Here is a 16,117-nt window from a genome sequence, read left to right on the forward strand (position 1 = left end):
TTCGCATTCAAGGGCAGCAAATATTTCAGCTGGCGCACGAACGATCACGTCCGTGATTGATGATTGCGCATATCATTTAGCGCTACCGAGTGAGACCACGAAGCTTGTACGTTGCTGTTGTTTCTTCCAGTAATACATTGATCCAGTAAAAAAACACGCGGCACGGGTCGAACCCGGCCGACCAAGGCCTCGAGCCAACAATAACGGAGACATGGATGAACAAAAAGTATGCAGGCGCGCCGCTGCGCCGGATGGGCCGCGGGCGCGATGCGCTCGTGATGAGCATGATGTCGGCACTCGTCGGCGGTGCCTGTGCGCAGGCGCAGACCGATGTGCCCCCGGGGCCCGTCCCTGCCGCGACAAGCACCGGCACCGCGGCCCAGGGATCCCCAGTGCTGCCCACGGTGACCGTCAGCGGCTTTCGCAGCTCGCTCGGCCTGTCGGCTGCGGAAAAGCGCGACAACATCGGCCTGTCCGATACCGTGTTCTCGGAGGACATGGGCAAGTTCCCCGACCCGAACATCGCCGATGCGCTGTCGCGCGTGCCGGGCGTGCAGGTGACCCGCGCCTCGATCGACGGCGAAGGCATGAACATCTCGATCCGCGGCATGGGCCCGGCCTTCACGCGCGTGCTGCTGAACGGCGCACCGATGGCGTCCGCGTCGGCCGGCAGCTGGGGCGGCAACATCAGCGCCAACCGCGAAGTGGACATGGACTTCCTGCCGTCCGAACTGTTCCGCAGCGCCAGCGTGTACAAGAGCCAGCAGGCCAGCGTGATCGAGGGCGGCATTGCCGGCACCGTCAACATGCGCAGCGTGCGCCCGTTCGACAAGCAAGGCCTGCGCTCGGCCTTCACGCTGTCCGGCAACTACCGCGACCGCGACGGCAAATGGGGCAACACGGGATCGGGCCTGATCAGCAACACATGGAACAGCAGCACCTTCGGCCGCTTCGGCATCCTCGGCGGCGTGGCGTGGGGGAACACGAAGTACAAGACCGACGCCTTCCAGACCGTGGACATGCGCAACCTGCAACTGAAATCGTTCCAGGCCAACGCGGCGGACAAGCCGAACAGCACCGGCGGCGGCTCGCAGTCGACACCGGATACCGTGCCCTCCGGCCTGCCGCTGGCCTCCCTGCCCTCGTATGCGCAATCGGTGCTCGTGCCCGGCAAGCAGATCGATCGCAACATGCTGCTGGCGCTGAACCCCGGCGCGACGATCCAGCAGATCGACAACGGCCTGATGGGCCGCCTGGGCCGCCACATCATCTACCAGGGCGAACGCAAGCGCGCCGGTGAAGTGATCAGCGTGCAGTGGCAGCCGAACGACCAGTGGGACATCTACCTGGACACGCTGTTCGCGCAAAAGGAAAACAGCATGCTGTCCGAAGGCATGAACGTGGGCACGCGCGCCAACACGCCGATCCCCATCGGCCTCGAATTCGACCGCAGCGACTGCACCATCGGCTGCGTGATCACCAAGGGCACGTTCGCCAACACATTCTGGTCGCTGGAATTCCGGCCGATGCAGGAGAAGACCGTGTTCCGCAGCTTCAACCCGGGCTTCGAATGGCGCCCGGCGGACAAGTGGACGGTCGACGGCCACGTGAACTACACGAAAAGCACCTTCTGGCGCGACATGCCGACCGTGCTGCTGGCCACCCGGTCCGCGAACTCGGTCATCGACTACGACAACACCACGCCGGGACAGACGCCCACCTACACGGGCAACCTGGACGTCAACGACCCGGCCAACTTCGGCTGGTACCAGGCCGGCCAGAACCTGTCCGGGCTGCGCATGGACCTGTACGAGCGCACCAACACCACCAAGGGTTCGCGCCTGAACGTGGCCTGGGGCGACAGCGACCTGTCGCTGAAAGTGGGCGCGGCGTGGGATGACATCGAACGGCGCTACCGCGGCTACAGCACGGCCGATGCGTGGATGAACGTCGCCTGCGGCAACAACGTCAACGCTCGGCTGTTCGGGCCGAACCCGCAGCTGCGCTCGCCCGGCTGCGACGGGCGCAGCACGCCGGGCCCGATCGCCGATGCCGCCACCGCCTATCCCGGCTACGGCACCGGCTACACGGCCGGCGGCGCGCCGCTGGCGTACCTGGGCTCCGTGGTGCCGAATGCCGCGGTACCGAACTACGCGTACTCCAGCAACCACGGCTTCATCACCGTCGACTGGCCGAAGTTCGCGAAGGATACGGATTACCAGTACTTCCGCGACAATATCTACAACGGCTTCAACAGCGGCAGCGGTGGCTACATCCGCGAAGTGGTGTCGTCCGCCTATGCGGAAATCAATGGCCGCGCCGAGGTCTTCGGCCGCACGCTGCGCTACAACGCCGGCCTGCGCCATGCGCGCACGAAGCAGACGATCGGCGACCTGTCGTCCGTGGCCGATCCGCGCAATGCCGGGCTGCAGGCCGGCGGGCTGTATCCGAACATCTCGTCATGGGCCTACGAGACGGTTCACTACAGCAATACCCTGCCGTCGATGACGCTGGCCTACAACATCACGCCCGACACGATCTTCCGGCTGTCCGGCTCGAAATCGCTGACGCGCGCCAACCCGGCCGACCTGCGCCAGACCCGCCTGTCCATCGGCGATCAGGGCGCCCGGCAGGGCAACCTCACGAACCCGAACCTCAAGCCCTTCGCCGCCAACAACTACGATGCCGGCATCGAGTACTACTTCAGCCGCGAAGCCTATGTGGCGGGCAGTGTGTTCGCCAAGGACATCACCAGCCGCCCCGGCCTGCGCGTGCTGCAGTACACGCTGGCCGAACTCGATGCGCTGTATGGCGAGATCGGCCTCACCGATGCGCAGCAGGTCGCCGTTGCCGCCAGCGGCGGCCGGGCCAACCACCTGGTCGAGATCACCGCGCCGTACAACATCGACACCAAGCTGAAGGTGCGCGGCGTGGAACTGACGTGGCAGCAGCCGCTCGACATGCTGCCCGTGAAGGGCTTCGGCTTCACCGGCAACTTCACGTACACGAAGCAGACCGACGAAGCGGCCAACGCGCCACCCGTGGCCGGCGTGCCGCCCCGCACCAACAACTTCACGCTGTACTACGAGCGCAACGGCCTGTCGGCCCGCGTGTCGCGCCAGTACACTGCGTCGCACGTGGTCAATACCAGCACAGGCCTGTCGGTGCCGGGCGGCGCCTATGCGTACACGACGGAACGCAAGCAGGTCGACCTGTCGCTGAGCATGAACCTGAAGCGCATGTTCAATTTCGCGTACAACACCGACCTCACGCTGTCGGCCTGGAACCTGAACAACGCGATCAGCCAGACCTACACGCAGTTCGGCAACGCGATCTACGACGAGTACAAGCCGGGCCGCAGTTACACGATGTCGCTGCGCACGGCGTTCTGATGGGCTGAGTTCAGTCGTCACGTTTCATGGTCTCGCTCCGGCGAGTTGGCGGCCCTGCTTGCGCAGGGTCGCGTTTTTTTGTTTTTCCTTCCAGGCTCTTTCATGCGACAGCCAACAGCTTTGCTTGCAGCACTTCTCCTCACCACCGCCGCGCAGGCTGCGGACAACCCGGCCGCCAGCGCGCGCTTCGAGCGTTTCAGCTACGCCGGCAAGGCGCCCGAACGGACGACAGCGCGGGCGGGCGAATACGCGAACCCGGTCCTCGCCGGCTACTATCCCGATCCGTCGATTGCCCGCAAGGGCGACGACTATTATGTGGTTGCCTCCTCGTTCACGAACTTCCCCGGCCTGCCGATCATGCACTCGAAGGACCTCGTCACGTGGACGCAGGTCGGCAACGCGCTGGACCGTCCCGGGCAGATCGACTTCACCGGCGTACGCGGCTCGCAGGGCATCTTCGCGCCGGACATCTCGTACCACGACGGCCGCTTCTACATCATCACGACCTGCGCCAGTTGCCCCGGCGGCGTGGGGAACTTCATCGTCACGGCCACCAACCCGGCCGGCCCGTGGTCCGATCCCATTACCGTGCAAGGGCTGAACGGCATCGATCCGTCGATCTTCCGCGATGGCGAGAAAATGTACGTGGTCCACAACGATGCGCCCGAAGGCACGCCCCGCTACGACGGCCACCGCGCCATATGGATCACGCAGCTCGATCCGGTGTCGCTGCAGCGCATCGGCACGCCGAAGGTGCTGGTCGATGGCGGCGTCGATCCGTCGAAGAAGCCGATCTGGATCGAGGCGCCGCACATCTTCAAGAAGGATGGCTGGTATTACCTCATCTGCGCGGAAGGCGGCACCGCCGACAACCACTCGGAAGTGGTGTTCCGCTCGAAAGACGTGATGGGGCCCTACGTGCCGGGCCCCGTCAATCCGATCCTCACGCAGCGCGACCTCGATCCGCAACGCCCGAACCCCGTGACGACGGCCGGCCACGCCAAGTTCGTGCAAACGCAGAACGGCGAATGGTGGGCCGTGTTCCTGGCCACGCGCCCCTACCCCGGCAACTTCTACAATATCGGCCGCGACACCTTCCTGCTGCCGGTGACGTGGAAGGATGGCTGGCCGATGATCCTCGAACAGGGCAAGACGGTTCCCTATACCCACCGCAAGCCCGACCTGCCCGCGCAGCCCGCGCCGGCAATACCGATGAATGGCGACTTCTCCTATGTCGACGAGTTCGATGCCCCGCTGGCGCCGGCCTGGATGGGCATCCGTACGCCACGCGAGCGTGTGTATGACTTGAAGAAAGGCGCACTGGTGCTGCATGCGGGCCGGCCGCTGGGCGACCTGGCCGGCGTGCCGGGCTTCGTCGGCCGCCGCCAGCAGCACCACGATGCGAGCGTGTCGACGGTCGTCGACTACACGCCCCGGCGCGATGGCGACCGTGCCGGCCTGCTGGCGATGCAGAACGATGGCGCCTGGATGTTCCTCGGCATCGCATGGGTGGACGGCAAGCGCGTCGTGGCGCTGGTCAAGTCCGAGGGCGGCAAGGAGACCCTGCTCGCGACGGCGCCCGCACCGGCGCCGAAAGGAAACGTCGAGCTGGCCATGCACATGCGCGGCGGCCAGTCGGACTACCGTTACCGCAGCGGCGGACAATGGAAGACCTTGAAGACGGGCGTGGACGTGACGTTCCTGTCCACGCAGAAGGCCAAGGGCTTCGTCGGCGTCGTGATCGGCCCTTACGTGCAGTCGCATAACCCCCAATAAAAAGGAGACACCATGAAATCATCCACGAAACATCCAGGAAGCCGGGCAATGCGCCTGGCCGTTACGGCGCTGTGCGCCGCCGCACTGGCCGCGCCGGCAGCCGCGCAGGTGAAGATGGGCAAGGCGCCCGGATCGAACCCGATCATCCGCGACAAGTTCACGGCCGATCCCGCGCCGCTCGTCGTCGGCGACACGCTGTACCTGTACGTGGGCCACGACCAGGCGCAGCGCGACGAGATGTTCAATATGCGCGAATGGCTCGTCTATTCGACGAAGGACATGAAGACGTGGCAGGACCACGGCCCGATCATGCACGTGAAGGATTTCAAGTGGGCCAAGGCGGACGCCTGGGCATCGCAAACGATCGAGAAGAACGGCAAGTTCTATTTTTACGCTGCCGTCGAGCATGACGCCACGCACCCCGGCAAGGCCATCGCCGTGGCGGTGTCCGACAAGCCGACCGGCCCGTTCCGCGATGCGCGCGGTTCGGCGCTCGTCACCAACGCCATGACGCCGAAAGGCACGCACAGCTGGGAAGACATCGATCCGACCGTGTTCACGGACGACGACGGCACCACGTGGCTGGCCTGGGGCAACCGCCAGTGCTACATCGCGAAGCTGAAACCCAACATGACGGAGATCGACGGCCCGATCCGCGAGATCACGCCGCCCCACTTCGAGGAAGGCCCGTGGCTGCACAAGCGCGGCAAGCTGTACTACCTCACCTACGCCTCGCTGGACCGCACCACCCAGCGCGACGAACACGTGTCGTATTCGACGGCGCCGAGCATACAGGGCCCGTGGACACATCGCGGCCTGCTCACGGGTTCGGGCAAGTACAGCTTCACGATCCACCCGGGCATCGTGCAGTTCAAGGACAACTGGTACCTGTTCCTGCACAACGCCACGCTGGCAGTGGGCGACATGAACGGCGCGATCGGCCGCCGCGCCGTGACCGTCGAGCACCTGCAATACAACGCGGATGGCACGATGAAACCGGTGGTACAGACCGAGGCCGGGGTGACGGTGCCGCCACCCCGCTGACGCTTTTACCCGGCCTAGCGGTTCTCCACGCTGGCGACCAGGCCAGGCCGGCCATTGCGGTCGAACGCGGCAACCTTGATGACACCGCGTTCCGCGATCGGCCCGCTCACCAGCGGGCTGGCCGCGGTGGGCGCGCTGCCATCGCTCGTGTAGCGCAGCGCCAGGCCGGGCAGCACATGGTTGGCCAGTACTTTTCCGCCTTCGACCAGCAGGCCGGGCGGCGCGATGCGGTAATCGACGCCAGCCCGTTCCAGGTCGAGGCGCGGCAGCACGCGCTGCCCCAGCGCGTTGACGAAACCGGACCACGCAGTGCGGTGCAGCGCGGCCGCCTTGCCCGAGTCGGCCTCGGTGGCCCAGGCCGGGTCCGGCGCCCATGCCCGCTCGGCCACTGCCAGCAGCCGCGGCATCACGAGGTAGTCGATGCGTTGGGCGTCGCGCACCGTTTCCGTGAACAGCGTGGCTTCCAGCCCACGGATGCGGCGCTTGCCGTAGTCCGTCAGGCCATCCTTGCCGATGCGCGCCTTGTCGGTGGCATTCTTCAGGTAGTCGAACGGGATGAAGTCGTACACGTCGTCCAGCTCCACGTACGCGCCCCAGTTGACGCCCGGTTCGTCGGGATTCTGGTTGTGCGCCATGTCCATGTACATTTTCGTGACCGGCGCGAGCACGATGTCGTAGCCCGCGTTGGCCAGGCGATAGGCCAGGTCCTCGGCGCCGACCGTGTTGTTCCACACGTAAGCGGAGAAGCCGCGCTGCGTGAAGCGCGGATTCGGGATCAGCTTGTGGCGCCCGTGCAGCAGCGTCTTGCGCGAAGCCATTTCTTCCCAGCCGGATGCGAACAGGCCGTGCTTCTTCACGATCGCATCGACGCGGTCATAGAAGTAATCCCACAGGTCGGCGGTGGTTTCCAGCTTTTCCTTGCGCATGCGCGCATGGCTCGCGGGTGACTTCTCCCACGCGCCATCCGGCAGCTCGTCGCCGCCCATGTGAATCGTGCGCATCGGCACGCCGGCGGCCTTGTGCAGCTTCACGACCTCCGCCACGACGTGATCGATGAAGGTGAAACTCGATTCGAGCCCGGGGTTGACGACGTGGTCGTTGAACATCTGCGGCGATTTATAGACGGACCGGTCGTCGAAGTCGTTCAGCAGATATTTCGCGGCATCCTTGCTGCCCGCCGCCTTGAGCCGGTGGTAACGCGCCTCCATCGCCTGCACGGCGGCGCGCGCATGGCCGGGCATTTCGATTTCCGGGATCACTTCGATATGACGGGCCGCCGCATAGCGCAGGATCTCGATGTAGTCGGTCCGGCTGTAATGGCCGGTGCCGGATGCATTCTTTGGATCGGGGCCGGACCCGTAGGCCGGCTGCAGCCGCACGCCCGGCTTCGCGCTGTGGCCGCGCACGGCCCCGATCGACGTCAGCTCCGGCAGGCCGGCAATTTCCAGACGCCAGCCTTCGTCGTCCGTCAGGTGGAAGTGGAACTTGTTGAGCTTGTGGCGTGCCATCAGGTCCAGCCACTTGAAGACAGTGTCCTTGCCGTGGAAATTGCGCGCCACGTCGAGCTGGAAGCCCCGATAGCCGAAGCGCGGCGCATCGACGATCGTCAACACCGGCAACGCCGGTTCGGTGGTGCCCGGCAGCGGCATCAGGTCGCGCAGCGTCTGCAGGCCATAGAACACGCCGGCCGCGCTGTTGCCCGTGATGGCGATGCCGTCGTTCGCATCGATGGTGAGGCGGTAGGCTTCGGGCGACGATTGCCCCGCCACCGTGCCAACCGCAAGCTTCACGGCGGCGCCGCCGGCGCCAAACAGCGTGCGCGCCAGTGCCGCTTCGGTGGCCAGCGCCGCGGGTGCGCTCACCGTTGCGCTGCCGGCCAGCCGCAGCGTGCCCGTGCCGGCCTGCAGTTGCAGCGGCGTGGGCAGCACGGGCGGAATCGCGGCCGGGGGCATCACGTCCGCGCGGGCATTGCGCCGATACGTGTCGGCCGGCGTCACGAGCGCCTTCAGGCCGTTGTCGCCCGTGTCCACCTGTTCGGGCCGCGTGACCGGCATCAGCGCGTAATCGGGAATGGCGACGCCCGTGTCGGGCGCCGCGTCGTAGACGAGGTAAGGCCCCGTGGGCGCCTTGTCCAGCTTGACGATGCGGTAGGGATACAGCAGGCTCACTTCGAGCGACTGCCCCGGCGCCAGTCCCTTGAAACCGTCCGCCGGGCGAAGCCGGAAGAACGGGCCCGCCACCTGCTCCAACACGAGGCCACTGCCCACGGCGCCCGTCTGCAGCTCATCCATGCTGTTGAAATACAGCGACCAACCTTGCGCCGGCAATGGCTGGCCGTCGTTGTTCCTGACGATGAGGCGCGCCTGCGTGCGGCCTTTCGGTGCGGCTGCGTCGAACACGTTGCGCTGCAATTCCCAGCGCAATTGCAGCCGGGCGCCGCTGGCCGCACCGTCCGGCGCCTTCGCCATGGTTTGCTGGCCGGCCTGCGTTGCCATGGCCGGCGTTGTCGCCGCTGCCAGCAAGGCCAGCACCAGCGCCGGCAGCAGCGGCGCGCCCAGTGCGCGGCCCCAGGCGTTCGTTCGATGTCCCAAGCATGTCTCCCTGTTCATGATTTTTCAGTGACCTGTCCGGCGCCAGCTGCGCAGCTTGTGGCCGCTCGCTGCATACCACAGGATCATCAGGTAGCACGGCAGCAGCAGCCAGTAGGCGTCCCGCGCGGACGCCAGGTCCGACAGGTGGCCGTACAGCAGCGGCAGCACCGCGCCACCGCAGATCGCCATGATCAGCACGGCCGAGCCGCTGGCCGTGTAGCGCCCCAGCCCCTGCAGGGCCAGCGGCCAGATGGCCGGCCACACGAGCGCATTGGCAAGACCCAGCAGTGCCAGGCACATGACGGTATCGGGCACCGGTGCGATCCCCGTCCAGCCCACCAAGGCCGTCGAGATGCCGGTCGACTGCATGGACCCGGTGACGACACCGATGGTGAACACGATGCCGGCCACGGCCGACAGCAGCAATGCGCGGTGCTGCGACAGGTAGCGCGGGATCGCCACCACGCCGACCAGGTAGCCGAGCACCATGCAGACCATCGTGTACGACGTGAGCATGCCGAAGTTGGCGACGTTCAGTTCATGGCCATACAGGCCGATGGTGTCGGCGGCGATGACTTCCACGCCCACGTAGGCGAACAGCGCCAGCGCCCCCAGTACCAGTTGCGGGAACTGCAGCACGCCCGTCCGCTCGACCTGCGCACCGGGTTCGTCGACTTCGGGCGGGATGTCGCGCAGGCTGGAAAAATGGATGAACACCATGATCGCGAACAGCACGCCGGCCATGCAGCCATACGGGAACGCGAGCCGCTGCGCCAGCACGGCGCGCGTGGCGGCATCGAGCGACGACAGCGCGGCGTGCGAAAAATTGTCGATATCGGCCAGCATCAGCGACGTGAAGATCAGCGGCACGACAACGCCGGCGCCCTTGTTGAACAGGCCCATGATGCTGATGCGCATGGCGGCGCTTTCACGCGGGCCGAGGCAGACGATGTAGGGGTTGATCGCCGTCTGCATCAAGGTCATGCCGGTGGCCAGCGTGAACAGCGCGGCCAGGAACAGTTCATAGCGGGAGCTGTAGGCGGCCGGAATGAACAGCAGCGCGCCAAGGCCCATGATGCCCAGGCCGATCGTCATGCCGTTCTTGTAGCCGGTGCGGCGCAGCACCGCCGCCGATGGCAGCGCCATCACCGTGTAGGCGATGTAGAACGCGAACGTCACCCACAGCGCCTGGAAGTTGTTCAAGCCGCAAACGATCTTCAGGAACGGCACCAGCGACCCGTTCAGCCACGTGACGAAGCCGAGGATGAAAAACAGCAGGCCGACGAACAGCATGCCGACCACCACTTCGCGCGAGCCATTGCCCGCGCGCCCTGCCCTTTCGCTGGCGCTCATTTCCATGCGGCGCTACTCGTGGACGTGATGGCGCGGGCTGGTGCGGCGAATGTGGCCGGTCGGGCGGCGGTGGGCTGGAGCATGCGATCCCCTTGGTAGCGTTTATTGTCCGTAAGGCATGCTAGCAGTAGTACCGCTTAAAGACCAGTGGCAAGTGGTATTGCCGCAGCCGCCCCGGTTTTCGCTTCGCTGGACAGTTTGCCAAGGCTTGAACGCAACACCCATGCAGTGAAACGCACCGTCGACGGCATGAATACCGGTAGACTTCGGCATTGCCCTAAATCATCTTTTCAATCCTCGATATGATTTCCCGCACTTCCATTGGTACCCGCCTCACGCTTGCCTTCGGCATTATCGTCATGATCCTGTGCGGCATCACGCTGTTGAGCATTTCACGGCAAGCGTCGCTGTATGACGATGTCGACCTCGTGGTGCGCGACCGCTATTCGAAAGTGGTATTGGGCACCCGGGCGCTGGACGGCATCCAGGATGCGGCCACGACGATGCGCGGCCTGGTGATTGCCGAGGATCCCGCGCAAGTGCAGGCCGAACGCGCGCGCCTGAAAGCGCGCGATACCGAAGCGCTGGCGACGCTGCGCGAATTCGAAGGCCGCATCACGACGGACAAGGGGCGCGCCGGCATGAAGGCCGTGATGGCCGCGCGTGAACGCTACGAGGCCGACCAGGCACGCTTTCTCGCCCTTCTCTCGGCCGGGAACAAGCCCGAAGCGACACGCCTGCTGCTGGGCCCCCTGTCCACGAGCCACGCGGCCTACATGGAGCTGGTGCAGAACATGAATCGCCTGGGTGGCGAGCTGATGGAAAAAAGCGCCGTGCAGGCGGGACAGACCTATGCCAGCGGTCGCACGCTGACGCTGGTGCTGGCCGGTGCCGGCCTGGCGCTGGCCGTCGCAATGGCTTACTGGCTGCGCCGCAGTATCACGCTGCCGCTGCGCGAAGCCGTCGACATCGCCAACACGATCGCCGCCGGCAACCTCTCCCGCCGTATCGTCGCCACGACGGACGACGAAACGGGCCAGTTGCTGCGCGCCCTGGCCACCATGAGCGACAGCCTGAGCGGCATCGTGCGCGACGTGCGCGCCAATGCCGACGCCATTTCCGGCTCGGCCGGCGAGATCGCCCACAGTTCGCTGGACCTTTCCAGCCGCACCGAGGAGCAGGCCAGCTCGCTGGAAGAAACGGCGTCGTCGATGGAGGAATTGACCAGCACCGTGCGCCAGAGTGCGGACAACGCGCAGGAAGCAAGCCGCATCGCCCGCGCGGCGGCCGACGTGGCGGCACGCGGCAGCGCCGAGGTGGCGCAGGTGGTCGAGCGCATGGGCGACATCAGCGAATCGTCGCGGCGCATCGGCGACATCACGGGTGTCATCGACGGCATCGCCTTCCAGACCAACATCCTGGCGCTCAATGCCGCCGTGGAAGCGGCCCGTGCAGGCGAACAGGGCCCTGGCTTTGCGGTGGTGGCGAGCGAAGTGCGCAACTTGGCACAGCGTTCCGCCGCCGCTGCAAAGGAAATCAAGGCCCTGATCGAGGAATCGGCCGGCAAGGTGGCTGCCGGCAACCGGTATGCGGGCGAAGCCGGCCGCACGATGACGGCCGTGCTGGCCGAGATCGAACGGGTCTCCACGCTGATGATTGAAATCGGCAATACCAGCCGCGAACAAAGCGATGGCATCGACCAGGTCAACCAGGCCGTGATCGCGATGGACCAGGTGACGCAGCAGAACGCCGCGCTGGTCGAACAGGCCGCACGGAGCGCCGAAGCGATGCAGGGGCGAACGCAGGATCTGCTGGCGGCCGTTGGGCGGTTCTCGATGGAACGCGCCTGACTGTCGATGCTTGCCGGTCGAACCGGCAGCACAAAGCACGCCTGCCATTGCTGAATGGACAGTGAATCGTGTCGATCCGAGCTATCGTGGCCTTACCCATGGCTGGACGGCAAGCAGCCTCGCGCCAGCAACGGCTGCCGGGACATAAAGCCGTTTGCGGCGATCAGTCATTCCAGGCGATGAGGCGCCGTCGGTGTTTCTCGCAACGCCGCCCTGGCCACTGACTGCCGCCATTTCCTATCGATATAAAAGCGACTTTGGATCATTGCCCGGTGATCCGAATCGATCCCGGTCGACCTTCGTGAAACGCCATTACGGATATTTCTGGCGAAAACCAGGCGATCGATGCACGCACGCCACACGACGCCGATCTTAGCATTTTCGTAATATTATCATTATAATGTTCAGTCCGAAGCCGGCTGAGCACGATCATCCGAGCTGCGGAAACCTGACTGTTGAACCTCTGCACCGGCATGTGGTGAGACTTATGCGCGCCGCACTCGAGTTGTTGAACAAAATGCGCAAGCACAACCGCCTGCTGCGCCTGAATTCCTCTGACGATGACGGACCCGCAATTGTGATAGCCACGAGAGCAAAAAATGGATATCGAAGAAGTAACCAAATTCGTGGGACTCCCTGCACAAAGCAAGGATTTTGATCGATATCTATCTGCGCATGGACTTGCCCACCGCCCCGTCTTTAAAGGAACGCCAGTCGATCGAATCAGTGTCAAGGCCGCTGGTATTTCGCTGGTTTTCGACACCGCTATTCGCTACGAAAAGATGCATGGCCCACTGCGCGAAGGTGGATCAATGATATTTTCTACGGCACAGATTTACAGCGACGCAAATAACAGCGGGTTTGAAGAGTATCGCGGCACTCTGCCTTATGGCCTGACATTCAAGCTTGCTTTGACAGATACAATCGGAATTCTTGGCACGCCAACGGTAAGTCACACCTTCGACGAAGAGCACAGTTACGTTTGGTACAATTTTCGCGGTAACACAATTGGCATCACGTTTCTATCAGACGAGCAAGGTATTTCATGGTTGGAGATCACGAGGGCAGCGAAGGAACCTCCGGTGCAAGTTGACTGGGATTGATGCGAACCGAATGAAAAGGATACAACCATGAGTAAAAATATTGTCCCCAGCGCCAACCTCCTCCTTTCGCACCTTGGTCTACCGCTGGAAACGCTTGACCAGTCTGTTTTCGCATACGCGGACTCACCGGATTTCGAGTTGCCGGATCACTCACCGATCGGAGGAGCATTTTTCAAGGATCATGGATTATCCATTACCTTCTGCGCACCGGACTTCTATCATGTGAACGATGCTCTGACCAATCATCCTGCCATCATTACCAATGTGCAGTTCTATTCCGGCGAGAGTTATTACAATCACGCCAGGTATGAAGGTGAACTACCGTTCGGCTTGTCTTTTGATGACGACCGTGCAGCCGTCATCGACAAGCTCGGTCAGGGCGCCTGGCGGTTTCCGCTGGTCGCACCGTTCAAGCTCGAACGATTCGACCTGCCGGATCGCTGGATTCTTGTGAAGTATGCCGACGATGGCTCCGGTATCAGCATGATCCAGATCGGGCTGAAGCCTAAGAAGTCAGATGCAACCGTCTTGCCGAAGATCCTGCAACCCGACATCCATGCGTTGCAATCGATGCTGACAAGAAGTTGGGACATCGTGAGCGAAGATGACCGATTCGAGGGCATCGATTTGTCAGGCTTCTGCGAGCCTGCCGCTGAAGAAGATTGCCCAGATGAGATCGACGCGTTACCGACGCACGGGGTCGAACTGTACTTCCGTCAGTCCAAGGAAACCATCGATGCGAAATCGGTGCTGTCAGGCGCGCGGTACATTCGCAAAGGCCTGAACTGGTCTTCCGGTTTTGATGGGGATCTTCCGATGGGGATAGGCTTCGACGACACCCCGGAACAATTCCTGGCAAAGGTAGGTTGCTATCCGGTGACCGGAAAAGCGAATGTTCTGACTGGGTACTATGTTTGGCGGCTTCCCGAACACCTTCTTCACATCGGCTACAGCGTCATGGAGCAACGTATCAACCGCATTTATATAGCTGCCCACTCCTACTACTCTCCGTCATTATTGGAGTCGCCGCTCCTCGAGTTGCCGACGTGATCGAAATACAGAAAAGCGGAAATTCAGAGACACTTGCTCATTAGCTGCCGTTCCAAACCACTCCTCCGAAGCAATGAGAATTCATAGATCCGGTGAAGATGATAAAAAGTATCCATGAATATTGAAGAAGTTATCAGGTTTCTTGGGCTGCCGGCCCAAAGCAGAGAATTCGACGAATATCTTACTGCGCATGGCATCTCACATAGACCAGAATTCAAAGAAACGCCGGTTGACGACATCAACATTGAAGCGGCAGGTCTTTCGCTGGTTTTCGACAGTGCCAATATTTACGAGAGTATGTATGGCACTCTGCAAGAACAAGGATCAATGATCTTTTCATCATTACAGGTTTATAGCGCCGCCAACGATAGTGGATTTCAACAATACGGTGGGCCGCTGCCTTATGGTCTTTCGTTTGAATCCACCCCCATGGAAGCAATGACTATCTTCGGCACACCGACAGTGAAATATACTTTCAGCGAAGAGCCTTCGTATGTTTGGCATGATTACAATGGCAATACCATTGGAGTTACCTTCTTAGGGGAAGAGAAAGGTATTTCATGGCTGGAATTGTCGAGAGCCGAGAAAGAACCACCAGAACAGATGGATTTCGATTAATTTGCGTTGCGCATTCAATTACGCAAGAATGAGACAAAGCAGACCTTGAATGACCGACATGACCGGTTTAAGCTCGAAGAGTGCAACTGAAACTGGAACTGGATCGTCGGCGCTGTCAGTCAGACATCCGCGTCAAGTCAGTCCAGAAAGGTAGACCATGACGATCGATAAAATAACAAAATTCCTGGGCCTGCCCGCCCAGAATATCGAATTTGACAAATATCTCGCCACGCACGGCATTTCACATCGCCCCGTCTTCCGGGAAACGCCTGTCGATCGAATCAGCCTCGAGAGCTCGGGCCTCTCGCTGGTTTTCGACACCGCCGGGCTGTATGAGGAAATGTATGGACCGCTTTCGGAGAAGGGGTCGATGATATTTTCAGAACTGCAGATCTATGGAGCAGTGAACGACAGTGGATTCGAACAATATCCTGGTCCGCTCCCGTATGGCCTGTCATTCAAATCCACATCCGCGGAGGCGATCAACATTTTTGGCAGCCCAACGGTAAGTCATACCTATGGCGAACAGCGCAGTCTCGTCTGGTACGATTACGATGGCAATACCATCGGCATTACATTCTTGCAGGAAGATCAGGGCATTTCCTGGCTGGGTTTATCGAAGGCCGCGAAAAAGCCACCAGAGCAGGACGACTGGGACTAACGCTGGCCCGGCAAGCTCGCACCAGGCACTTGTGGCATGTGCGCAAGCACAGTCTGGCCTCGACCGAAGGTGATCAGGCACAGCGCGATGCGGCTTGTCGGCGGTTCACGTGCGCCTCACGCCCAATCCCGAACTCCCCACCAGCGCCACCAGCGTGGCCCGCCTGCTGCTGCAAGCTCTACCCCGCGGCGGCGGCTTCTCGACCAGCGCGCGAAGTGCCCTAGGGATCACTATGGCAAACAGTATTTTTGTACCAGCATTGCGAATGCCGACGGATATCCTTGAATTGAGTTCCGTTATAAATTTTGCTTTTGCAGAATTGGGTTTTTTGACACCGTCAGTCCGGATCGATAAACAGGGTCGAGAATCTCTATCGTTAACTGATGGCTTCATCATGATCGAAGGACAACACGACAAAGATCAATGTTGGGTATCGATTGGCAGGTGCGACCCGAAATTTACCGGCGATGCCGAGTGCTGCATTCTTTGCGATGTAAAAACTCGCGGCAGCTGGCTTTTCGCCGCCGTGGTCGCATATGCTTTTTGCAAGGCATGGGGACGAACTGTTTTTAACGATGCAGGCGAGCTGGATGGACAAGAGACCTACTCTGCCGAATCATTAAAAGAGGTAATCCTCAAAGCCAACCCCACCCGCCGAGACGCTTGATGCGGCATTTTC

General features: G+C 62.2%; 11 protein-coding genes. 9 read left to right on the plus strand and 2 right to left on the minus strand.

Annotated elements, in window-relative coordinates:
- The first annotated feature begins 215 nt into the window (after positions 1–215).
- The 3 genes from EWM63_RS00910 (at position 216) to EWM63_RS00920 (ending at position 6,212) form a co-directional block, all read left to right on the plus strand.
- Positions 216–3,392 carry a TonB-dependent receptor gene (locus EWM63_RS00910; RefSeq protein WP_130184871.1) on the plus strand — a complete coding sequence of 1,059 codons (3,177 nt, stop codon included), beginning with the start codon at positions 216–218 and terminating at the stop codon, positions 3,390–3,392.
- Positions 3,393–3,494: 102 nt separating this feature from the next.
- Entirely contained in the window at positions 3,495–5,168 is a 1,674-nt protein-coding gene (locus tag EWM63_RS00915; RefSeq protein WP_130184872.1) for a glycoside hydrolase family 43 protein, read from the plus strand.
- A gap of 12 nt (positions 5,169–5,180) precedes the next feature.
- Positions 5,181–6,212: a glycoside hydrolase family 43 protein gene (locus EWM63_RS00920; protein ID WP_207221213.1), complete on the plus strand. Its 1,032-nt coding sequence runs from the start codon at positions 5,181–5,183 to the stop codon at positions 6,210–6,212.
- Between the two features lie 14 nt (positions 6,213–6,226).
- Here the strand turns inward: EWM63_RS00920 and EWM63_RS00925 are convergent, their stop codons facing one another.
- Together EWM63_RS00925 and EWM63_RS00930 are read right to left on the minus strand one after the other, a co-directional pair.
- Positions 6,227–8,803 carry a family 20 glycosylhydrolase gene (locus EWM63_RS00925; RefSeq protein WP_229487657.1) on the minus strand — a complete coding sequence of 859 codons (2,577 nt, stop codon included), beginning with the start codon at positions 8,801–8,803 and terminating at the stop codon, positions 6,227–6,229.
- A 24-nt stretch (positions 8,804–8,827) separates the two neighbouring features.
- Positions 8,828–10,156 (minus strand): sugar MFS transporter, encoded by a 1,329-nt coding sequence (locus tag EWM63_RS00930; RefSeq protein WP_130184873.1) that lies wholly within the window; start codon positions 10,154–10,156, stop codon positions 8,828–8,830.
- A gap of 302 nt (positions 10,157–10,458) precedes the next feature.
- Between EWM63_RS00930 and EWM63_RS32890 the strand changes: the two genes are divergently transcribed.
- The 6 genes from EWM63_RS32890 to EWM63_RS00960 all read left to right on the plus strand — a co-directional run bounded on the left by EWM63_RS32890 (position 10,459) and on the right by EWM63_RS00960 (position 16,105).
- The gene (locus EWM63_RS32890; protein WP_130184874.1) at positions 10,459–12,006 is read left to right on the plus strand and encodes a methyl-accepting chemotaxis protein; all 1,548 of its coding nucleotides are present in this window, start codon (positions 10,459–10,461) and stop codon (positions 12,004–12,006) included.
- A gap of 599 nt (positions 12,007–12,605) precedes the next feature.
- On the plus strand, positions 12,606–13,109 hold the full coding sequence (locus EWM63_RS00940; RefSeq protein WP_130184875.1) for a hypothetical protein: 504 nt from the start codon (positions 12,606–12,608) through the stop codon (positions 13,107–13,109).
- 27 nt (positions 13,110–13,136) lie between these two features.
- The gene (locus EWM63_RS00945; RefSeq protein WP_130184876.1) at positions 13,137–14,159 is read left to right on the plus strand and encodes a hypothetical protein; all 1,023 of its coding nucleotides are present in this window, start codon (positions 13,137–13,139) and stop codon (positions 14,157–14,159) included.
- Positions 14,160–14,273: 114 nt separating this feature from the next.
- Positions 14,274–14,777: a hypothetical protein gene (locus EWM63_RS00950; RefSeq protein WP_130184877.1), complete on the plus strand. Its 504-nt coding sequence runs from the start codon at positions 14,274–14,276 to the stop codon at positions 14,775–14,777.
- A 157-nt stretch (positions 14,778–14,934) separates the two neighbouring features.
- A complete protein-coding gene (locus EWM63_RS00955) occupies positions 14,935–15,438 on the plus strand; it encodes a hypothetical protein (protein WP_130184878.1) in 504 nt (167 codons plus the stop codon).
- A gap of 109 nt (positions 15,439–15,547) precedes the next feature.
- Positions 15,548–16,105, plus strand: a complete 558-nt coding sequence (locus EWM63_RS00960; protein ID WP_130184879.1) for a hypothetical protein — start codon at positions 15,548–15,550, stop codon at positions 16,103–16,105.
- The last annotated feature ends 12 nt before the right edge of the window (positions 16,106–16,117 follow it).

Origin of the sequence: Pseudoduganella lutea, from assembly GCF_004209755.1 — a bacterium.
GTDB classification, from domain to species: Bacteria; Pseudomonadota; Gammaproteobacteria; order Burkholderiales; family Burkholderiaceae_D; genus Rugamonas; species Rugamonas lutea.

Excerpts from the sequence above, each read along its gene's own strand:
- EWM63_RS00930 (WP_130184873.1), bottom strand. The coding sequence starts at position 10,156 with ATGAGCGCCAGCGAAAGGGCAGGGCGCGCGGGCAATGGCTCGCGCGAA.
- EWM63_RS00940 (WP_130184875.1), top strand. The coding sequence starts at position 12,606 with ATGGATATCGAAGAAGTAACCAAATTCGTGGGACTCCCTGCACAAAGC.
- EWM63_RS00950 (WP_130184877.1), top strand. The coding sequence starts at position 14,274 with ATGAATATTGAAGAAGTTATCAGGTTTCTTGGGCTGCCGGCCCAAAGC.
- EWM63_RS00915 (WP_130184872.1), top strand. The coding sequence starts at position 3,495 with ATGCGACAGCCAACAGCTTTGCTTGCAGCACTTCTCCTCACCACCGCC.
- EWM63_RS00955 (WP_130184878.1), top strand. The coding sequence starts at position 14,935 with ATGACGATCGATAAAATAACAAAATTCCTGGGCCTGCCCGCCCAGAAT.
- EWM63_RS00910 (WP_130184871.1), top strand. The coding sequence starts at position 216 with ATGAACAAAAAGTATGCAGGCGCGCCGCTGCGCCGGATGGGCCGCGGG.
- EWM63_RS32890 (WP_130184874.1), top strand. The coding sequence starts at position 10,459 with ATGATTTCCCGCACTTCCATTGGTACCCGCCTCACGCTTGCCTTCGGC.
- EWM63_RS00945 (WP_130184876.1), top strand. The coding sequence starts at position 13,137 with ATGAGTAAAAATATTGTCCCCAGCGCCAACCTCCTCCTTTCGCACCTT.
- EWM63_RS00920 (WP_207221213.1), top strand. The coding sequence starts at position 5,181 with ATGAAATCATCCACGAAACATCCAGGAAGCCGGGCAATGCGCCTGGCC.